Consider the following 17,786-nt stretch of genomic DNA (forward strand, 5'->3'; position numbering starts at 1 on the left):
CGTCAGTGTGTGGCAGTAGGGTGTGACCATGCGCAGGATCGCCGTTGTCCCTGGATCATTCGACCCCGTCACTCTGGGCCACCTGGACGTGATCGATCGCGCGGCCGGCCTGTTCGACGAGCTTCACGTTCTCGTGGTGCACAACCCTGACAAATCGGCGCTGTTGCCGATCAATCAGCGGGTATCACTGCTGGAGCAGGCCATAAGAGAGGCTGGGCTGCCGACCAACATCGTGGTCGCCAGCTGGAGCATGGGATTGCTCGTGGACTACTGCATGGATGTCGGTGCGAGCGTGCTGGTCAAGGGCATCCGCTCACAGGTCGATGTGGCCTACGAGACGCCGATGGCGATCGTCAATCGCAATCTGGCCGCCGTCGAGACAGTCTTTCTACTGCCCGATCCGGCCAATGCCCATGTCTCCAGCTCTCTGGTGCGCCAAGTGGCCGGCCTGGGCGGTGACGTCTCACCGTATGTGCCGCGAGCCGTTGCGCAGTATCTGGAGCGGTCGCGGGTATGAACCTCAAACCGACTCGCTCTGCCTCGCCGACACAGGGAGTGTCGGCCGGCAACCTGCGCGAGTTGCACGATGCGGGGCGCGCGATCATGCGCAACGTCGAGACGGTCATTGACGGCAAGCACGAGGCCGTGCAGATCGCGCTGACCGTTCTGCTGGCCGAGGGGCACCTGCTCATCGAGGACGTTCCCGGTGTGGGCAAGACCATGCTGGCCAAGGCGCTCGCCCGCTCCGTAGACTGCACGGTCGGGCGAATTCAGTTCACCCCCGACCTGCTGCCCTCCGACGTGACCGGGGTGTCCGTGTTCAATCAGGCCGAACGCCGGTTCGAGTTCAAACCGGGCCCGGTCTTCGCCAACATCGTCATCGGTGACGAGATCAACCGGGCGAGTCCGAAAACCCAGTCGGCACTGCTGGAATCAATGGAGGAACGCCAGGTCACCGTTGACGGCACAACCTACCCGCTGGCCCTGCCGTTCACCGTTATCGCGACTCAAAACCCGATCGAGATGGAGGGAACGTACGCCCTTCCGGAGGCGCAACGGGACCGGTTCATGGCCCGCATCTCCATGGGCTACCCCGACTCCGACTCGGAGCTCGCGATGCTCGATTCGCGCGACACCAGCAGCCCGCTCGCTCTGATCTCGGCCGTGGTGTCGGAGGAGACCCTGCGCGACATGATGCACACGGCACGAGCAGTTTTCGCCTCCGCGGCGGTCAAGGAGTACGCGGTTAATTTGGTGCGCGCCACCCGCGATGATCGCGACCTGCGTCTCGGTGCCAGCCCGAGAGCAACGCTCCAACTCATCCGTGCCGCGAAAGCCCAGGCGGCGTTGAACGGTCGCGACTACGTGCTGCCCGACGATATCGACGCGCTCGCCGTGGCTGTTCTCGGCCATCGGCTGGTTCCCACCAGCCGGGCGTTGGGTCACCATCACCAGGACAGCGGACCGGTGATCGACGACATCGTGCGTCGAATCCTTGCTGACACGCCGGTGCCGGTCGGTGTCGCGGCATCCGATCAGGTTCCAGCGCACCCGTTCAAAGCGGCGGCGTCCTCATCGTTGCCGCCCGTGCCCGCCGCTTCGATGCGGCCCCTTGGGTCTACCGGGCAGTCGTAGTCATGGCGCCTGGGGTGAGAGATACCGGGCCGGCGAATGCCGACTGGTACACGCGGCTGGCTGCCCGATTCGCCACGCGTCTCACCCGGCGAGGCTGGGTCATTCTGGCCGCCGGAGTTGTATTGTTCGCCAACGCTGTGCTGGTGAACAGCCGTGACATGGTGTTCGTGGCCAGCCTGTTGACCCTGGCGCCGCTCGTAGCAGCCGGTTACGTTTCGCTCCGCCCCGCCCGAGTCGAAGTCAGCAGGGTCTTTCGACCGCCGATCGTGTCGGTCGGCGGTGAGAGTGTGGTTTCACTACAGTTGCGCAACCTTTCGGCGACACCGCTCAGCGGTGCCTGGTGGGCCGATACCCCGTCAGCCGGCGTTGAGGCGCCGGCTGCGGCCATCCTTCCCCTCGTGAGCCGGAACGGCGCGACCGGTGACACAGTGCGCCTGGAGTACTCCGTCGTGCCACGCAACCGCGGCGTCTATGACGTCGGCCCGCTCCGGGTGTCACGTCAAGACCCGTTCGGCCTCGCGCACAGCGACCGACAGGCTGGTTCGCCCCACGACTTGACAGTGACACCACGCGTGACGCCGCTGCCAGGCAGCGGCGTCGCCCAGTCCAGCAACGACGGCTCGATTCGAGAGCTGTTGCGTCAGGCCACCCCTACCTCCGACGAACTCATCGCCCGCGAATACCGCCCCGGTGATGCCCTGCGCCGCGTGAACTGGCCAGCCACCGCCCGGCACGGGCAAATCATGGTGCGGCAGGAAGAGCAACGCAGCAATCCGGAGGCCCGCATCGTGCTCGACACGACCCTGGCCGGCGCGGCGGGGCTCGGCGCCGGGCACGTTCCACCGCATCTCGTGACCGGTTTTGAACTCGCGATCGAGCTGGCGGCATCCGTTGGTGTGCATTTGCTCGACGCCGGCTACCGTCTTGAGGTGATCGAGCTGGGCGCCAGCCAACTCCTGCCGGGCAACCAACAGACCCTGGGCGGGATGCACGGCGACGTGCCCGCCACTTTTCGTGCTCCCGGCGGCGACCGCGCACTGCTGGAAGCCCTTGCCGGTGTGGTTCCGGTACCGTGGCCTACCCGCAGCGCTCGACTGTCCGCCGAGCGCCGCGCACCGGTGCGTGCCGCCCTGCGTAACGCAGAGCTATCACTTCCGACATTCGCGATGCTCGTGAGTGTGTCCGATGCGGATGTCGAAGACCTCGTCGCCCTCGTACGTCACTGCGCGCCCGCTATAGCGTTGGTGCAGCGCACCGTGGGAGTGCAAGCTCGCGAACGCCTGCAGGCCGCTGGCTGGCGCTGTGTGGAGCTTTCTGGCGCCAATGACCTGGCGGACGCATGGAACGACGTGAGCGGGGAGTGAGGAGCCGACCATGACTAGTCTGTCCACCAAAGCGACGACGAATTCGGATCTCCTTCCCCAGGCGCGCCCGGGGCGCCCGCCTGGGAGGCTTCGCGGTCGCCGCGGCGGGAGCAGGGTCGCGCCCTGGCCGCTCGCACTCAGCCTGCTGCTGCTTCTGCTCGTCTCCTGTGCGGCGCTCGCACCTCTGCTGCGCGGCAACGCCTGGTGGTGGGTCTGTGCGGCAGTCGGGTGCGCCGTATTGCTCGGCGCGGCTGTGTTTCGCCGTCTTGGAGTGCCACGCCCGTTGGTTCCGGTGGCGAACAGCGCTGTGCTGATCGTCACGATGACACTAATGTTCGGCGGTGGGACTGGTCTGTTCTGGCTCATTCCGACACCGCAAACCGTCAGTACTTTTGCCGGGCTGATCGACGCTGGAGGGGCTTCGATCGCGCAGCAGAGCACGCCGGCCGAGGTGACCCTGGGCATCCTCTTTCTGCTGGCCGGCGGCACCGGACTGATCGCGATTCTCATGGATTTGCTGGCGGTGACCCTGCGCTGGCCCGCCATCGGTGCAGCGGGTGCACTCGTGCCATTGTCCGTGCCGGGCTTCATCATCGATGATGGGGCTGATATTGCCGCGCTTGTGGCGGCGGCAGTTGCATTTCTGCTGTTGCTGCGGGTCGACGTTTCTGGTCGTCGTGCCCAGGCGACGACGCATCGTGTGACTGGGCCGCGCGTGCCTCGAACGTACCGGTCGGAACGGTCGCGCGGCCGCGGGCCGCAGGGCGGCGCACTCCTGGTGGGATCCCTGACTATCGTGGGTGCCTTGATTTTGAGCACGGTCGCCCCGGCTTTCACTGCCGGCGGGCTCGTGACGGCCCGGACCGGTGGATTGTTGTTCGGCAGCGGGGTGAGCCCCATGATCAATCTCGGACAGGACCTGCGTCGCCCCAAGGCCGGGCCGGCATTTCACTACACCTCGACCGGCACGGAGCAGCCCTATTTCACCCTACTCACCCTTGACGAGGTCATCGGTTCGACCTGGACGGCACGCGTCGATGAGGCAGACGTGCGCAATACCGTCGACGCTATTCAGAAGCCATTCGGGCTCGATGCCAATGTGGAGACGGTGGAAGCGTCGACATCGGTCGTCATCGACGGCGTCAACAGTCATTGGCTGCCCGCGCCGGCACGTGCAAGCAGCATCGAGGGTCTGACCGGCCGCTGGTATTGGGACAGCCGTACCCGGGCGATCGCGAGCGTCTCGGCGAACACTCTCGGTCAGGAATACACGGTGTCGTCAGTGGAATTGAAACCCACCGCCGAACAACTGCGACAGTCGAGCAGCGACTATCCCACGAGCGTCGTGGGTAATCTACAACTCCCGGTCGAAGCGCCGCCGATCATCGGGGAGACAGCACGAGAGGTGACGGCGAACACGACGTCGAACTATGACGCTGCTGTCGCAATTCAGAACTATTTACGCAGCAGCGTTTTCAGCTACGACACCGACGCGCCCGTTGAAGCCGGTTACGACGGTGGCGGAGTGGGGGTGATTGGAATGTTCCTGCAGGAAAAACGCGGCTACTGTGTGCATTTCGCCTCCGCCATGGCCGCGATGGCACGCACCCTCGGTATTCCCTCGCGGGTCTCCCTCGGCTATCTGCCCGGCGTTAAATCGCAGGATCTCGAGCAGGGACTGGGGCAGTACAACGTGGATTCCCACGACCTGCACGCCTGGCCGGAGTTGTACTTCGTCGGCGTCGGCTGGGTGAAATTCGAGCCTACGCCCGGCCGCGGCACCGTACCCAACTACGAGCAGGCAGTCGTTGCCGGCACACCGATCACAACACCCGATGAGGCCCGCGCCACGAGCGGCCCCGCCCTCAGCCCGGACCGGTTAGCGAACGATTCCGCTCTGGAACGCGGAGCCACAGCGCAGAGTGTCGAGTCCAGCAAACTGCTCGGAATCCTCGGACTCAGCACGCTGGGACTGCTCGTGTTACTCCTTCCGGCGGCAGCCAGACGGATGCTGCGTGGTTCGCGGGTGCGCCGTATCCGCTCCGGACGAGCCGGTGCAGGCCTCGCCTGGACCGAGCTGCAGCACACCTGCCTCGATCACGGCATACCGGTGCCGGTCACCGAAACCCCCCGGGTCTTCGCGGGCCGCCTGGAACGCCTTCGAGCCGTCGATCCTGTGCAGAAGGAAGCACTCGCGCGGGTACTTCTGGTTCTTGAACGCTCGCGGTTCGACCGATCGCAGGGGTCGTCAGAAACCCTCGCCGACGACTTGACCCTGGCCCTCCGCGCGGTGCACGATGGTGCGAGTGTCGGCATCCGTTTTCGGGCAATATTCGCTCCTACCTCGCTGTTCGCCACTCTGGCTGCGGTGCTGCGCGGAGAGCGACGGGCCCGCACGATCGCCCCCTGAACACAGCGTCCACCCAGAGCGCGTAGAATTTATGACCGTGACTAAGTTCAAGAAGACTCCGTACACGGTCGACGTGCGTGACCTCATCAACCGCCCGGGTACCATGCACGAACGCCACCTCGACATTGAGGTTCCCGACGACCTGGGTGCTGGCCTCGTAGTGGTGAAAGCCGGTTCGATTCTGTCGACCGAGCTGCGGCTCGAGGCGATGCACGAGGGAATCCTGGTCAGCACCGAGGTGTACGCGCGGGCACTCGGCGAGTGCGGCCGGTGCCTGAAAGACATCGACCTGCCGGTTCGAGTTCAGTTTGCCGAGCTTTTCGGTTATCCTCAGGAGGAAGCCTTCGAGTTTGAGATTCTAGACGACCATGTCGATTTGGAATCTTTGATTCGGGACGCGGTAGTGTTAGCACTTCCGTTCCAGCCGGTATGTCGGCGGGATTGCCCAGGTCTTGACAGTGAGACCGGTCAGCCGCTTGACGAATTGCCCGAACTCGTTTCCGACGATGCGCTCGATCCCCGGTGGTCAGCGCTGGCGGGGTTCACGGCTTCCACAGACAAAGACATGGGTGCGACCATCCATGTTTCAGACAGCAGAGAAGAGAAGTAGTCATGGCAGTTCCGAAGCGCAAGATGTCGCGTTCCAACACCCACTCGCGTCGCGCGCAGTGGAAGGCCACGCCTCCCACCCTCGTGAAGTCCATGGAGGGTGGCAAGGTCGTCTACAGCCTGCCGCACCGCGCCAAGGTTGTCACCGACTCCACCGGCACCCCGTTGTTCATGGAATACAAGGGCCGTAAAGTCGCTGACATCTAAGTCACTCTTTCTGAAGAGGCCGGAACTCGGTCGATGAAGGTGTATAGATGAAAAGCGTGCGTACCGAGCGGTCGCCTCTGTTGGCGACCCTCGGAGTGCAGATTGAGCCGGTGATTCTGGAGCTCGCTCTGACTCACCGGTCATTTGCGTACGAGAACGGTGGTATCCCCACAAACGAGCGTCTTGAGTTTCTTGGCGACTCGATTCTGGGCCAGGCCGTCACGGTAATGCTGTACCGCACCTACCCCGACCTCGACGAGGGTCATCTGGCCAAACGCCGGGCCAGCCTGGTGTCCACGGCCGCCCTCGCCCGGATCGCCCGAGGTCTCGGACTGGGCGATTACATTCGCTTGGGTCGCGGTGAGATTCTCACCGGTGGGCGCGACAAAGCGTCGATTTTGGCCGACACCGTTGAGGCGCTCATTGGAGCCACTTTCTTGGATGCCGGTGGCGAAGTCGCCACTGCGTTCGTGCTGCGCCTGATCGAACCCCTGTTGGCTGAGCCTGGTCACTTCGGTGTATCGATGGACCCGAAAACGAGCCTGCAAGAGCTCGCCGCCAGCGCCGGCGTGGGCATTCCCGTCTACACGCTCGAATCCAGCGGTCCTGATCACTCGAAGATTTTTGTCGCGACCGTAGCGATCGGTTCCGCCGTGACTGCCCAGGGAGTAGGTCCGAGCAAGAAGTTCGCGGAAATGGCCGCGGCGCGGGACGCCATCGACCAACTGAACGCGCTCTAAAGCCTTACGAAATGCCGGAACTTCCCGAGGTCGAGGTCGTGCGTCGTGGTCTTCAGCCGGCGGTCACCAATGCTGTGGTCACCGGGGTCGAGGTCTTCGATGAACGTTCTCTGCGCCGGCACGCTCCCGCGGGCGGGGCGTTCGCCAAGCAGCTCGTTGGGCGGCGAATTCTCGCAGCGGTGCGTCGCGGCAAGTTTCTGTGGCTGCCGCTCGAGAGCGATCGGGCACTCGTCATTCACCTCGGTATGAGCGGCCAGGTGCTGCTGCGGAACCCGGGGGCGGCCGATGATCGCATGTTGCGCATCCGCTTGACGCTGGAGCACCCGAGCCGCGGAGAACTGTGGGTCAATTTCGTCGACCAGCGCATTTTCGGAAGCATGGCCGTCGACACCATGGTCGCCACCAGCGACGGGCTTCCCGGCGGCTATTCCGGTATGGCCACAGCGCATGCCGTCTGGCAGGACCACATTCCCGGACAGGTTGCGCACATCGCTCGCGACCCGATCGACCCATCGTTCTCGGCCCGTGCCTTCTTCACTGCGCTCGCCCAGAAGAAAACCGGCATTAAGCGGGCGCTGCTCGATCAGAACCTGATCAGCGGCATCGGCAATATTTACGCGGACGAAGCGCTGTTCGCCGCGCGGATCCACTATGAGCAGCCCGCTGCGTCGCTGTCGCGCGCCAAGGCGACGACGCTGCTGGCGGCCGTGCGCACCATTTTGCACCGCGCTCTGGCCGAGGGCGGCACCAGCTTCGACGCCCAGTATGTGAACGTGAACGGGCAGGCCGGCTACTTTGCACACAGCCTCGAAGCGTACGGACGGCAGGGCAACCCGTGTTCGCGCTGCGGCACGCTGATCGTGCGCGAACAGTTCATGAACCGCGGCTCGCACTTCTGCCCGCACTGCCAGCGGTTGACTCGGCCGCGCCCAGGCAGCGAAGGTCCGCCACGCTGAGCTGGGGCGACGCCAGCACGCGGGTTTGGAGTCGAGCCCGACGTTCGGATAGTGGGGCTCGATCGTAGCGAATTTCTTCGCATCGACGACGTCATGGAGCGCGGCCAGCGCGTCAGGGTCGAGCCAGCTGGGCGGTAGCCCTAAGCGAAATGACGAGTTCTACGATCGAGAAGTACCTCATTCTGCGCCGCAGTGATCCGAGCGACCGAAGTGTTCACGCCACACTGTGCGATCAGCGGATGTCCCGGCCAGTGTCGGCGGGTCACGGTAGCGTTGAATCAATGCCGAGACGAGTATTCGCGGCCGACAACCGAAAGGGTTTCTGTTGTATTTGAAGAGCCTCACCCTCAAGGGCTTCAAATCGTTCGCGCAGCCGACGACGTTCGCTTTCGAACCCGGCGTCACCTGCGTTGTGGGCCCGAACGGCTCGGGCAAGTCCAACGTCGTCGACGCGCTGGCCTGGGTAATGGGCGAGCAGGGCGTGAAAACCCTGCGCGGTGGAAAGATGGAGGACGTCATCTTCGCCGGTACGTCCACCCGCGGTCCGCTCGGCCGGGCCGCGGTCATCCTCACCATTGACAACACCGACGGCGCCTTGCCGATCGACTACTCCGAAGTCACTATTTCGCGCACACTGTTTCGCAACGGCGCGAGCGAGTACGCCATCAACGGGCGCAGCTGCCGGCTGCTCGACGTGCAAGAACTGCTCAGTGACTCTGGCCTGGGCCGGGAGATGCACGTCATCGTCGGGCAGGGTCAGCTCGACGCTGTGCTGCGTGCGAGCCCGGAGGAACGCCGAGGTTTCATTGAGGAGGCCGCTGGCATTCTCAAGCACCGGCGTCGCAAAGAGAAGACCGTGCGCAAGCTTGATGCGATGCAGACCAACCTCACGAGGCTGAGCGATCTTGCCGGGGAGATTCGGCGCCAGCTCAAGCCGCTCGGACACCAGGCCGAAATCGCCCGGGAAGCGCAGACCATCGCTGCCATCGTCCGGGACGCGCGCGCCCGCCTGCTCGCCGACGACGTCGTGGCGCTGCGCACCGCACTCGACATTCATGACCGCACCGAGAGTGAACGGCACACCGAGCGGATCGTGCTCCAGGAACAGCTCTCGCAGAAACAGGACCGAGCGCAGCGGCTTGAGCTCACGCAAATCGGTGATGCCGTCGACCGGGCTCGCCGTACCAGTCACGGACTCGAGTCGGTGCAAGAACGCCTGCGTGGACTGTTCACCCTCGCCAATCAGCGACTGGCCCTGCTGGGATCGCAGGCGGAGTCGACCGGACTCGTATCGAGTGTCACCCCGACCATGCTGGCCGAGGCTGCCGATGAGGTTGAGCAGTTGCGTGCGGGCATTGGGACAGCCCAAATCGCCTCAGACACCGCGCGCGAGCAGAGTGCGGCGGCCCGGTCGCGGCTCGACGCGGTCGACGAAGACATCGCGGCGCAGGCAGCACTCGTCTCTCGCCACGACCTCGAAATCTCGCACCTGACCGGCCAATCGGAGGCCGCGGCGTCGCGGCTCACTGCCGTGCGCGGTGAGCAGTTGCGGCAGCAGAATGCGCAGGGCGACGCGATGGACCGCAGCCGAAAAGCACAGCAGCAGCTCGACGAACTGCCAGCGGACGTGCCCGCCGGAGAACCCGACTCGGGCGATCTGTCCGAGGCTTTTGAACTGGCGCAAACCGCGGTGCAGCACGTTGAGGCCGAGGTGGAGCGCCTTCGCGATGACCTCCACCGGCACGAGCGGGAACGCGACGCCCAGGCAGCCCGACAGGGTGCGTTTTCCCTCGCGCTCGATCAGAAAGATGGCTCATCGGCGGTGCTCGCCGCGCAGCTAGCAGGTATTCGCGGCCTCGTGGCCGACCACGTGCGGGTGCAGCCGGGGTTCGAGGCGGCGATCGCTGCCGCGCTCGGTTCCCTCGCCGACGCCGTGCTTGCCGATAACCGCGACGCCGCACTCGCCGCGATCATGCAAGCCGAACGCGACGACTACGGGCGGGTCGAACTGATCGTGGCCGATGCAGATGCAGATGCAGATGCAGATGACCCTGCCGATGCCGATGCCGATGACCCTTCAGTGCCAGTTGACGAACTGCGCGCGCGGGTGGGCATCCGCTGGGCGAACTCGGTCATCGACGGCCCGGCCGGCGTACGGGGGCTGCTCGCCCAGACCGTCATCGCCGACGATCTCGCCGTCGCCAGCGCCGCACAGCTGCCGAACGGTATCACCCTCATCACCCTCTCTGGAGAGGTGCTGAGCCCGTGGGTCGTACGCGGAGGGTCCGGCGCCAGGCAGAGCAGGCTCGAACTCGTCGCCGAACGCGATACCGCCGCCGAGAAACTCGCGGCCGTCACCTCGCAGATCGAACGCGTGCGGTTCGACTTCACCGAACAGCGCACACTGTTGCAGGCGCACAAAGAGCAGTCCGTCAGTGCACGGGCGGCCTTGCGCGCCTGTGAAACGCGGCTCGCCACCGTGACCGAACGACGTGGGCGACTCCTGGTGCACGCAGACGCCACCACCGCCGACGTCGATCGGGTCTCTGCCGCGTTGCAGCTCGCAAGCAGCGCCGTCACCGAAGCGGAGGCCGTCGCCGCACGGGCAGCAGCTGCCCTCGACACCGCCCGGTCACGGCCACGGCCCATCCTTGACGTGACCCTGCGCGACGCGTTGCACACCGAACTTGAAACCGCCCGCGAGACCGAGATCGAGACTCGGCTGCAGGGGGAAACCGCCCGCGAGCGGGTGCGCGCTGGCGAAGCGCACGTCACCACTCTCACCCATCGTCTCGAGGCCGACCGCACCGCCGCTGCCGTCGCGGCTCGCCGCGCCGTCGTTCGTCGTCGCCAAGTGGATGCCGCGTCCCGGGTCGCCACGGCACTTCCGGCTGTGCTCGCCGCGGCGGATCGCTCCGTCGCTGAGGCGAGGCTTCAACTGGCGAGCGCCGAAACCGAACGGGCCAGCCAGAACACTGAACTTCAGCAGCTGCGTCGTGACGAGAACGCCCTGCGCGAGCGGCTCGCGTCGATCACCGAGAAGGTGCACGGCCTCGAACTCGAGATCTACGAGAAGAAACTGCAACTCTCGGCCCTGCTCGAACGTGCCGGAAGCGAACTGGGGCTCACCGAAGACGTGCTCGTCACCGAATATGGGCCGGACCAGGTCATTCCGCCTGATGGTATGGGTATCGGTGCAAGCATCCGGGACAGTATTCGGGACGAAAGCCACACCAGCGGTGACGGCGCCAGCGACGGTATGCGCTTCGATCGCGCCGAACAACTGAAACGGTTCGCGGCTGCTGAACGCAAGCTCGGTCAGCTCGGCCGGGTCAACCCGCTCGCCCTTGAAGAATTCGCGGCACTCGAGCAACGGCATCGGTTTCTCACGGAGCAACTCACCGACCTCACCGAGACCCGCAGCGACCTGCTGACCATCATCGCCGACATCGATGAAAAGATGCAGACCATCTTCTCCTCCGCATTCGATGACACCCAGGCGGCCTTTGCCGAGGTATTCCCGGTGCTGTTTCCCGGCGGCAGCGGCAGCATCTGGCTCACCAACCCCGATGACGTGCTCACGACCGGCATCGAGGTGTCGGTGAAGCCGGCCGGTAAAAAGATCGAACGACTCTCCCTGCTCTCGGGTGGCGAACGCTCGCTCGCCGCTGTGGCGCTCCTGATCGCCATTTTCAAGGCCCGCCCGAGCCCTTTCTACATCATGGACGAGGTCGAAGCGGCCCTTGATGATGCCAACCTCGGCCGGCTGTTGACCATCTTTGAAGACCTGCGCGAAACCAGCCAGCTCATCGTGATCACGCACCAGAAACGCACCATGGAGATAGCGGATGCCCTCTACGGTGTCAGCATGCGGCAAGACGGGGTGAGCGCCGTCGTGGGCCAACGCGTCGGCGCCCGTGCCGATCAGCGGGAGCGTGCCGCGGCGTCCTGACCGCTCGGGGTGTGCTGGGAGTTCGGTGTTCGTGGACTGATCGGTGTTCCCGAACTTCTCAATGCTGGACCAGCCGCGGCCGCCAGAGCGCATCGCTTGGGTGTGAACTGGTTTCGTGTTGTCTGCTGACCTAAACTCGAAATCATGCGCATTATTCGATATGACGCTCTTCGGCCCGTACCCTGGCAAAACGGCGGCGGCACCAGCCGCGAGGTGGCATCTTTCCCCGACGGCGCGGTGGACTTCGACTGGCGCATCAGCATCGCCGACGTGACCGCGGCCGGCGACTTTTCTACTTTTGCAGGGGTGGACCGCATCCTCACGGTGATCGAAGGCGAGCTCATGGTTGTGACGGTCGATGGTGAAGAGCATGCCATGGAACAGTACCGGCCATTCCGGTTTTCCGGTGACAGCGTTACCAGCTCCGCCTTGCCGGTCGGCGATATAAAAGATTTGAACGTGATGGCGCGACGGGGAGCGTTCAAGGGCTTTCTGTCGATCGTCGAGCTGTCGAAGAAACGTCCCACCCGGTGTTCAGCGATCAATTCGCCCTGCTGCTGAAGGGCAATGCCGTCGCGACCGCCAATGGTGAGGAGGCCAAATTGAGTATCCTCGACACCGTACGCGGCGACGATCCGGCCCCGGAGGTGCTCGGCCGGGGATTCCTCGCCGTCATCACGCTGGAAGCGGTTCCGGCCTGACAGGCTATTCGGTATCCGTGATGTGAAGATCAGCAGTTGCGAGGCGACAGCGTTTCCCGATATCGATGATTCTGGTGCCACGGACAGCAACGGTGTCGACTAGATCTCAACCGGCCCGTGCCAGGAGGTTCTTGCGACCGGCGTGTGGGTCGTCACGATGAGCGGCACATTCGACGGATCGATACGTCGTAGTGAAGAACCCGGTGCAAGGTGATCATCGCCGGGAGAACATGACCGCGCGCGCTCGCACGGTCATGTCCGGCATGTAGTCGATTTCGCGTGTTGACCGGCACGCGTAAGTACCCAGTCCGACCTACTCGGCCCCCTGTGGTGGCAGTGCGGAGATGACGGGGTGGTCCTTGGCGAGGACGCCGATTTTGGCGGCTCCGCCGGGGGAGCCGATGTCATCGAAGAATTCGACGTTGGCTTTGTAGTAGTCGGACCACTGTTCGGGCAGGTCATCTTCGTAGTAGATGGCTTCGACCGGGCAGACCGGTTCGCAGGCGCCGCAGTCGACGCACTCGTCCGGATGGATATAGAGGGAGCGTTCGCCCTCATAAATGCAGTCCACCGGGCATTCATCGATGCAGGCACGATCTTTGACATCGACGCACGGAAGAGCGATCACATACGTCATAGGGCCGACAACGCTTCCACACGAGAAATGGCGACCTGTTCGGCCCGGGAAATGACCTTGATCCGCTCCCGGCCGGGGGTGACCAGATCCTGGCTGCCGAGCAACTGCTCGTGCACGTCGAGGGCGCGCCATCCAGCCCAGGTGGTGTACTCCACGCCGCGGTCCGTGAGCAGCGCCAGAATCATATCTGCGCCCTGATCGACCGTTGCACGGGATACGAGCACGGGCAGGTCGGCCACAAGCCGGGTCACGGTCTCGAGGGCATCGCCCTTGGTATGACCGATGAGGCCGACCGGACCGCGCTTGATCCACCCGGTGGCGTACAGTCCCGCGATCGCGTCGCCGGCTGCGTCGAGCACCCGCCCGCCGTCGTTGGGAATGACACCGCGAACGGCGTCGAACGGTACCTCGGTGAGCGCGCTGCCCCGGTAGCCGACCGCGCGATAGACGGCCTGTACCGGGTAGTCGACGACCTGCCCGGTCGCCCGCACCCCGCCGTCTCCGGTGTGTTCGGTGCGTTCAAAACGGATTCCTTCTACCCGACCGTCTCCGTACACTTCGACCGGCGCGTGCAGAAAGTGCAGGTGCAGGCGACGCGAGGCGCCGAGGGGAGCCTTGGTGAGCCATCCGTTCAGCGTGCGGGTCATGATCTTGACCTGGTTGTTGCTGGCGACGAGCTGTTCACTGTATGAGTCGGGCGTGAAATCTTCGGCATAGACGACGAGGTCGACATCGGGAATGTCGGCGAGTTCACGCAGTTCGATCGGGGTGAATTTGACCTGTGATGGTCCGCGACGACCGAATACGTGCACGTCGGTGACCGGAGACCCGGCGAGGCCGGCGTAGACCGACGCGGGAATGTCGGTGGTGAGCAGGTCGTCGGCGTGCTTGGCGAGAATGCGGGCCACATCCAGGGCGACGTTGCCGTTGCCGATGACCGCCACGTCGGTTGCGTCGAGTGGCCATTCCAGCGGTACGTCGGGGTGCCCGTCGTACCAGGAGACGAAGTCGGCGGCGCCGAACGAGCCGGGCAGGTCGATGCCGGGAATGACGAGTGGGGCATCGAGAATGGCGCCGGTCGCGAAGATGACCGCATGGTACTGCTCGCGCAGATCGGCGAGGTTCAGGTCGGTGCCGTACGTGACGTTACCGATGAAGCGGATCGTGCCTGCGTCGAGCATCTCCTGCAACGACTTGACGATGCCCTTGATGCGCGGGTGGTCGGGGGCGACGCCGTAGCGAATCAGCCCGTACGGTGCGGGCAACGAATCGAACAGGTCGATGGCCACGGTGTGGCCCGCCTCGACCACGAGCCGATTGAGAATGTTGCCGGCGTAGATGCCGGCTGGGCCGGCGCCGATGATGGCAACACGCAGGGCAGAAGAAGCGGGGGTCATAACGGGCCTTTCACAAGAGAACAGGGGAGAAAAGTGGATGCGCGCGGTTCAACGCAAGCCGGCGGCCATGAGCCCGCGGCGGCGCAACAGGCGACGCTCGATCGGAGCGAAAAACACCAGTTCTACCAGTATCCCGACGAACAGAATCACCAGGATCGTTGCGAGCACGCCCGCGAGATCGGCCAGTTCGCGGCTCTGGTTAAGCATTGTACCGAGGCCGAATCCGATCGTACCGCCGGTCGTGATGATCTCCGCGGCCATCAACGAACGCCACGCGAAAGCCCAGCCCTGCTTGAGGCCGGAGAAATAGCCGGGCAGCGCGGCCGGAAGCACCACGAGGGTCGCCATCTCGAACCGGGAGGCGCCGAGTACCGTTCCGACGCGGCGAAGCTGCGGCGGAATCTGGTCGACACCGGACACGAGTCCGTTGGCGATCGAGGGAACGGCGCCCATCAGGATGACGAAGTACACCGTGGCATCGGTCAGGCCGAACCAGATGATCGCGGCCGGCACCCACGCGACCGAGGGCAGCACCTGCAGACCAGACAACAGTGGGCCGACGGCCCGTCGTACCGGGCGGCATTCAGCGAGCAGCAGCCCGATCGGGGTGCCGATGGCGACGGCGATCAGAAAGCCGAGGCCGCCGCGTTCGAGGCTCGTCGCGACTGCGAGCTGCAGGCGCTCACTCGACCATGCGCCGGCCAGGGCACCGAACACGTCGAACGGCCCGGGGATCAGGTCCGGCCGCGGTTTGGCGATAAGGATATAGACCTGCCAGGCCGCGACGAGGGCGATGAGCAGCAGAATCGGTGGCAGGACACCGTCGACGGTGCGGCGGAAAGCTCCGCGGGGCGTTTCGGGGACGGCCTGCAACGAATCCAGGCCAGCTTCAAGGCGACGAAATTCGTCGTGGCCGGGGTCGGGTGTGTGCGGTGCGGCAGGGGTGGTGTCAATTCGAGCATCAAGCGGCATTGCGGCGGATCTCCTCTCGCAGCTGGCCGGTGATCTCGTCGCCCAGACGAGCTACCTCGGGGGATTCGATTCGGCGGGAGCCGGTATCGGTGATGGTCCACTCGTTGACGATGCGGCCGGGGCGCGACGACATCAGCAGAATTCGTTCGCCCAACCGGGCCGCTTCCCGCACGTTGTGGGTGACGAAGACGATGGTGCGGCCGGTCTGGCGCCACACCCGTTCGAGCTCTTCGTGCAGCAGGTCCCGGGTGATGGCGTCGAGGGCAGCGAACGGTTCGTCCATGAGCAGCACCTTGCGGTCCTGCGCCAGCGAACGAGCTAGGGCGACCCGCTGCCGCATGCCGCCGGAGAGCTCGTGCGGGCGCTTGTCGGCGGCATCGGCCAGGTTGACCAGATCAAGCAGTTCGAGTGCCGCTGCGACCCGCGCTTTGCGCGGCACCCCGCGCAGTTTCAGGGCGAGCTCCACGTTGCGGCCGGCGGTCAGCCAGGGAAACAGAGCGGCGTCCTGGAACATGACGGCGGCTTTACCGCTCGCCACGGTCACGGCGCCCTCCGTCGGCTTCTCGAGGCCGGCGATGATGTTGAGCAGGGTGGACTTGCCGCATCCGCTCGCACCGAGCAGGCAGACGAACTGGCCGGCCTCGATCGAGAGATTGATATCGTCGAGCACGAGTGGGCCGGTGCCGTAGCGCTTACCGAGGGACTCGATCGTGATTGCGGCTAGCCCCGGGGCGACGGCCGGTTCAGTGGTCTGCACGGGTGCTGTCACGACTGACGTGCGTGCGGGGGAGGTCACGGCGACACGTCCGACCCGGCGCCCGACCCATCGCCGGCCCGGGTGGGCTCGCCCGGTGCGGTGACGATGCCGGCGGCGAGGGTTGCGCCGTCCTGCGGGTGAATCACGAGAAAAGCGCCCGAGCGGCGGTTCTGCACGTAGCGTTCCACGGGCAGATCGCGCGATAAGCGGATGCTGGCCTGCCCGATATCGTTCACGGCCAGGTTTGTCGCCGGTTCAACGCCGAGCGTCGTCAGGTCGAGCCGACCGGTGACCTCACTGACCAGGGCCTGCACCACGGTCGTGCCGAACTTCACCAGAACTCGGGCGCCCGGAGCGAGCGGGCGCGGGTCGAGCCAGAACAGGTCGGCTTCGAGCGTGCGGGTAAGAGGCGGCAGGGTGTCCAGCGCTGCGATGATGGCGCCGCGGGCAATGTCGAGATTGTCGGCCAGCTGCAGGGCGACCGACTGCGGCGCGAAGGCTTCGTCAAGAAATACCCCGGCGAAGTCGATGCTGGTGACGGTGCTGGTGCCGCCGCCGGGTTCAACGCTGACGGTGTCACCCACCTTGATGCTGCCGCTCGCGATCTGGCCAGCATAGGCCCGATAGTCGCGGTAGGAGTCGGCGAGCTCGGGGGCCACGACGACAGCGCCCTGCGGGCGCAGTACGAGCTGCACGGGCAGCCGGAATGCCTCGGAGGCCCGCCCAGATGCGTCGAGGTCATCGATCACGCTGAGCGTCTCCAGCAGTTCAAGCAGGCTCGGCCCGGCGTACCAGGGCGTGCGCTCTGAGCGGTCGACGACGTTGTCGCCGACCAGTGCCGACACTGGAATCACGAGAACCTCAGCGATTCCGAGTTCGGCGGTGACGAGACGAACGGATGCCTCCACCTCTCGGTACGCGGCTTCGTCGTAGTCCAGCAGATCGATCTTGTTGACCGCGACGATCACGTGCGGTACCCGCAGCAGCGCGACGACGCTGAGATGACGGCGCGTCTGCTCGAGCACCCCTTTGCGGGCGTCGATGAGCATGATGACAGCATCCGCTGTGGTGGCGCCGGTGACCATGTTGCGGGTGTACTGCACGTGGCCGGGGCAGTCCGCGAGAATGAAGGACCGCGCGGGCGTTGCGAAGTAGCGGTAGGCCACGTCGATGGTGATGCCCTGTTCACGTTCGGCGCGTAAGCCGTCGGTCAGGAGGGCGAAGTCGATGCCGCCACTCTCGCCGCCGAAGCCGCGTTCGGTGGAGGTTCGGGTGACCGCTTCGAGCTGGTCGGCCAGGATCGCCTTCGAGTCGTGCAGCAGTCGGCCCACCAGGGTGGACTTGCCGTCGTCGACGGAACCGGCCGTTGCGAAGCGAAAGAGGGTGCCTTCGGGAGCGGCGACGAAGTCGTTTTCGGTGCTGGCCTGGGGGTCAATGGTGAGGGTCATC

Annotated in this window: 16 protein-coding genes; 11 read left to right on the forward strand and 5 right to left on the reverse strand. The window is 65.0% G+C overall.

Going from position 1 to position 17,786, the window contains the following annotated elements; genetic code table 11:
• Positions 1 to 28: 28 nt before the first annotated feature.
• From coaD to CXY83_RS18635, 11 genes are all read left to right on the forward strand, one after another.
• A complete protein-coding gene (coaD, locus tag CXY83_RS12610) occupies positions 29 to 517 on the forward strand; it encodes a pantetheine-phosphate adenylyltransferase (protein ID WP_104197780.1) in 489 nt (162 codons plus the stop codon).
• Positions 514 to 1,635: a MoxR family ATPase gene (locus CXY83_RS12615; protein WP_104197667.1), complete on the forward strand. Its 1,122-nt coding sequence runs from the start codon at positions 514 to 516 to the stop codon at positions 1,633 to 1,635. Before coaD ends, CXY83_RS12615 begins: the two co-directional genes overlap by 4 nt.
• Positions 1,636 to 1,649: 14 nt before the next feature.
• Entirely contained in the window at positions 1,650 to 2,999 is a 1,350-nt protein-coding gene (locus CXY83_RS12620) for a DUF58 domain-containing protein (protein ID WP_158251882.1), read from the forward strand.
• A gap of 10 nt (positions 3,000 to 3,009) precedes the next feature.
• The gene (locus CXY83_RS12625; RefSeq protein ID WP_104197669.1) at positions 3,010 to 5,409 is read left to right on the forward strand and encodes a DUF3488 and transglutaminase-like domain-containing protein; all 2,400 of its coding nucleotides are present in this window, start codon (positions 3,010 to 3,012) and stop codon (positions 5,407 to 5,409) included.
• A gap of 37 nt (positions 5,410 to 5,446) precedes the next feature.
• Entirely contained in the window at positions 5,447 to 6,019 is a 573-nt protein-coding gene (locus tag CXY83_RS12630) for a DUF177 domain-containing protein (RefSeq protein WP_369831161.1), read from the forward strand.
• Positions 6,020 to 6,021: 2 nt separating this feature from the next.
• Positions 6,022 to 6,225 carry a 50S ribosomal protein L32 gene (rpmF, locus tag CXY83_RS12635; RefSeq protein WP_104126937.1) on the forward strand — a complete coding sequence of 68 codons (204 nt, stop codon included), beginning with the start codon at positions 6,022 to 6,024 and terminating at the stop codon, positions 6,223 to 6,225.
• Positions 6,226 to 6,272: 47 nt separating this feature from the next.
• Complete coding sequence (gene rnc / locus CXY83_RS12640) at positions 6,273 to 6,965, forward strand: ribonuclease III (protein ID WP_104197671.1); 693 nt, start codon at positions 6,273 to 6,275, stop codon at positions 6,963 to 6,965.
• Between the two features lie 11 nt (positions 6,966 to 6,976).
• Positions 6,977 to 7,921 (forward strand): bifunctional DNA-formamidopyrimidine glycosylase/DNA-(apurinic or apyrimidinic site) lyase, encoded by a 945-nt coding sequence (gene mutM / locus CXY83_RS12645; protein WP_104197672.1) that lies wholly within the window; start codon positions 6,977 to 6,979, stop codon positions 7,919 to 7,921.
• A 325-nt stretch (positions 7,922 to 8,246) separates the two neighbouring features.
• On the forward strand, positions 8,247 to 11,873 hold the full coding sequence (smc, locus tag CXY83_RS12650; RefSeq protein WP_104197673.1) for a chromosome segregation protein SMC: 3,627 nt from the start codon (positions 8,247 to 8,249) through the stop codon (positions 11,871 to 11,873).
• A gap of 144 nt (positions 11,874 to 12,017) precedes the next feature.
• Positions 12,018 to 12,434 carry a HutD family protein gene (locus tag CXY83_RS12655; protein ID WP_369831162.1) on the forward strand — a complete coding sequence of 139 codons (417 nt, stop codon included), beginning with the start codon at positions 12,018 to 12,020 and terminating at the stop codon, positions 12,432 to 12,434.
• On the forward strand, positions 12,404 to 12,574 hold the full coding sequence (locus CXY83_RS18635) for a hypothetical protein (protein ID WP_369831163.1): 171 nt from the start codon (positions 12,404 to 12,406) through the stop codon (positions 12,572 to 12,574). Before CXY83_RS12655 ends, CXY83_RS18635 begins: the two co-directional genes overlap by 31 nt.
• A 313-nt stretch (positions 12,575 to 12,887) precedes the next feature.
• Here the strand turns inward: CXY83_RS18635 and fdxA are convergent, their stop codons facing one another.
• From fdxA to CXY83_RS12680, 5 genes are read right to left on the reverse strand one after another with little or no spacing between them, the layout of a single operon-like run.
• Positions 12,888 to 13,211: a ferredoxin gene (fdxA, locus tag CXY83_RS12660; RefSeq protein ID WP_104126929.1), complete on the reverse strand. Its 324-nt coding sequence runs from the start codon at positions 13,209 to 13,211 to the stop codon at positions 12,888 to 12,890.
• A complete protein-coding gene (locus CXY83_RS12665) occupies positions 13,208 to 14,608 on the reverse strand; it encodes an FAD-dependent oxidoreductase (RefSeq protein ID WP_104197674.1) in 1,401 nt (466 codons plus the stop codon). The genes fdxA and CXY83_RS12665 overlap by 4 nt, the downstream gene beginning before the upstream one ends.
• Positions 14,609 to 14,656: 48 nt before the next feature.
• Complete coding sequence (locus tag CXY83_RS12670) at positions 14,657 to 15,580, reverse strand: ABC transporter permease (RefSeq protein ID WP_104197675.1); 924 nt, start codon at positions 15,578 to 15,580, stop codon at positions 14,657 to 14,659.
• Positions 15,570 to 16,337, reverse strand: coding sequence for an ABC transporter ATP-binding protein (locus CXY83_RS12675; protein ID WP_233200887.1), 768 nt, complete (start codon positions 16,335 to 16,337; stop codon positions 15,570 to 15,572). The genes CXY83_RS12670 and CXY83_RS12675 overlap by 11 nt, the downstream gene beginning before the upstream one ends.
• Before the next feature lie 35 nt (positions 16,338 to 16,372).
• Entirely contained in the window at positions 16,373 to 17,785 is a 1,413-nt protein-coding gene (locus CXY83_RS12680) for a sulfate adenylyltransferase subunit 1 (protein ID WP_104197676.1), read from the reverse strand.
• Between the last annotated feature and the right edge of the window lies 1 nt (position 17,786).

The organism is Cryobacterium sp. M15, from assembly GCF_002929675.1.
Lineage (GTDB): Bacteria > Actinomycetota > Actinomycetes > Actinomycetales > Microbacteriaceae > Cryobacterium > Cryobacterium lyxosi.

Coding starts and splice junctions, on each gene's coding strand:
- CXY83_RS12625 (WP_104197669.1), top strand. CDS start 3,010: ATGACTAGTCTGTCCACCAAAGCGACGACGAATTCGGATCTCCTTCCC.
- mutM (WP_104197672.1), top strand. CDS start 6,977: ATGCCGGAACTTCCCGAGGTCGAGGTCGTGCGTCGTGGTCTTCAGCCG.
- fdxA (WP_104126929.1), bottom strand. CDS start 13,211: ATGACGTATGTGATCGCTCTTCCGTGCGTCGATGTCAAAGATCGTGCC.
- rpmF (WP_104126937.1), top strand. CDS start 6,022: ATGGCAGTTCCGAAGCGCAAGATGTCGCGTTCCAACACCCACTCGCGT.
- CXY83_RS12670 (WP_104197675.1), bottom strand. CDS start 15,580: ATGCCGCTTGATGCTCGAATTGACACCACCCCTGCCGCACCGCACACA.
- rnc (WP_104197671.1), top strand. CDS start 6,273: ATGAAAAGCGTGCGTACCGAGCGGTCGCCTCTGTTGGCGACCCTCGGA.
- coaD (WP_104197780.1), top strand. CDS start 29: ATGCGCAGGATCGCCGTTGTCCCTGGATCATTCGACCCCGTCACTCTG.
- CXY83_RS12665 (WP_104197674.1), bottom strand. CDS start 14,608: ATGACCCCCGCTTCTTCTGCCCTGCGTGTTGCCATCATCGGCGCCGGC.
- CXY83_RS12615 (WP_104197667.1), top strand. CDS start 514: ATGAACCTCAAACCGACTCGCTCTGCCTCGCCGACACAGGGAGTGTCG.
- CXY83_RS12680 (WP_104197676.1), bottom strand. CDS start 17,785: ATGACCCTCACCATTGACCCCCAGGCCAGCACCGAAAACGACTTCGTC.
- CXY83_RS12655 (WP_369831162.1), top strand. CDS start 12,018: ATGCGCATTATTCGATATGACGCTCTTCGGCCCGTACCCTGGCAAAAC.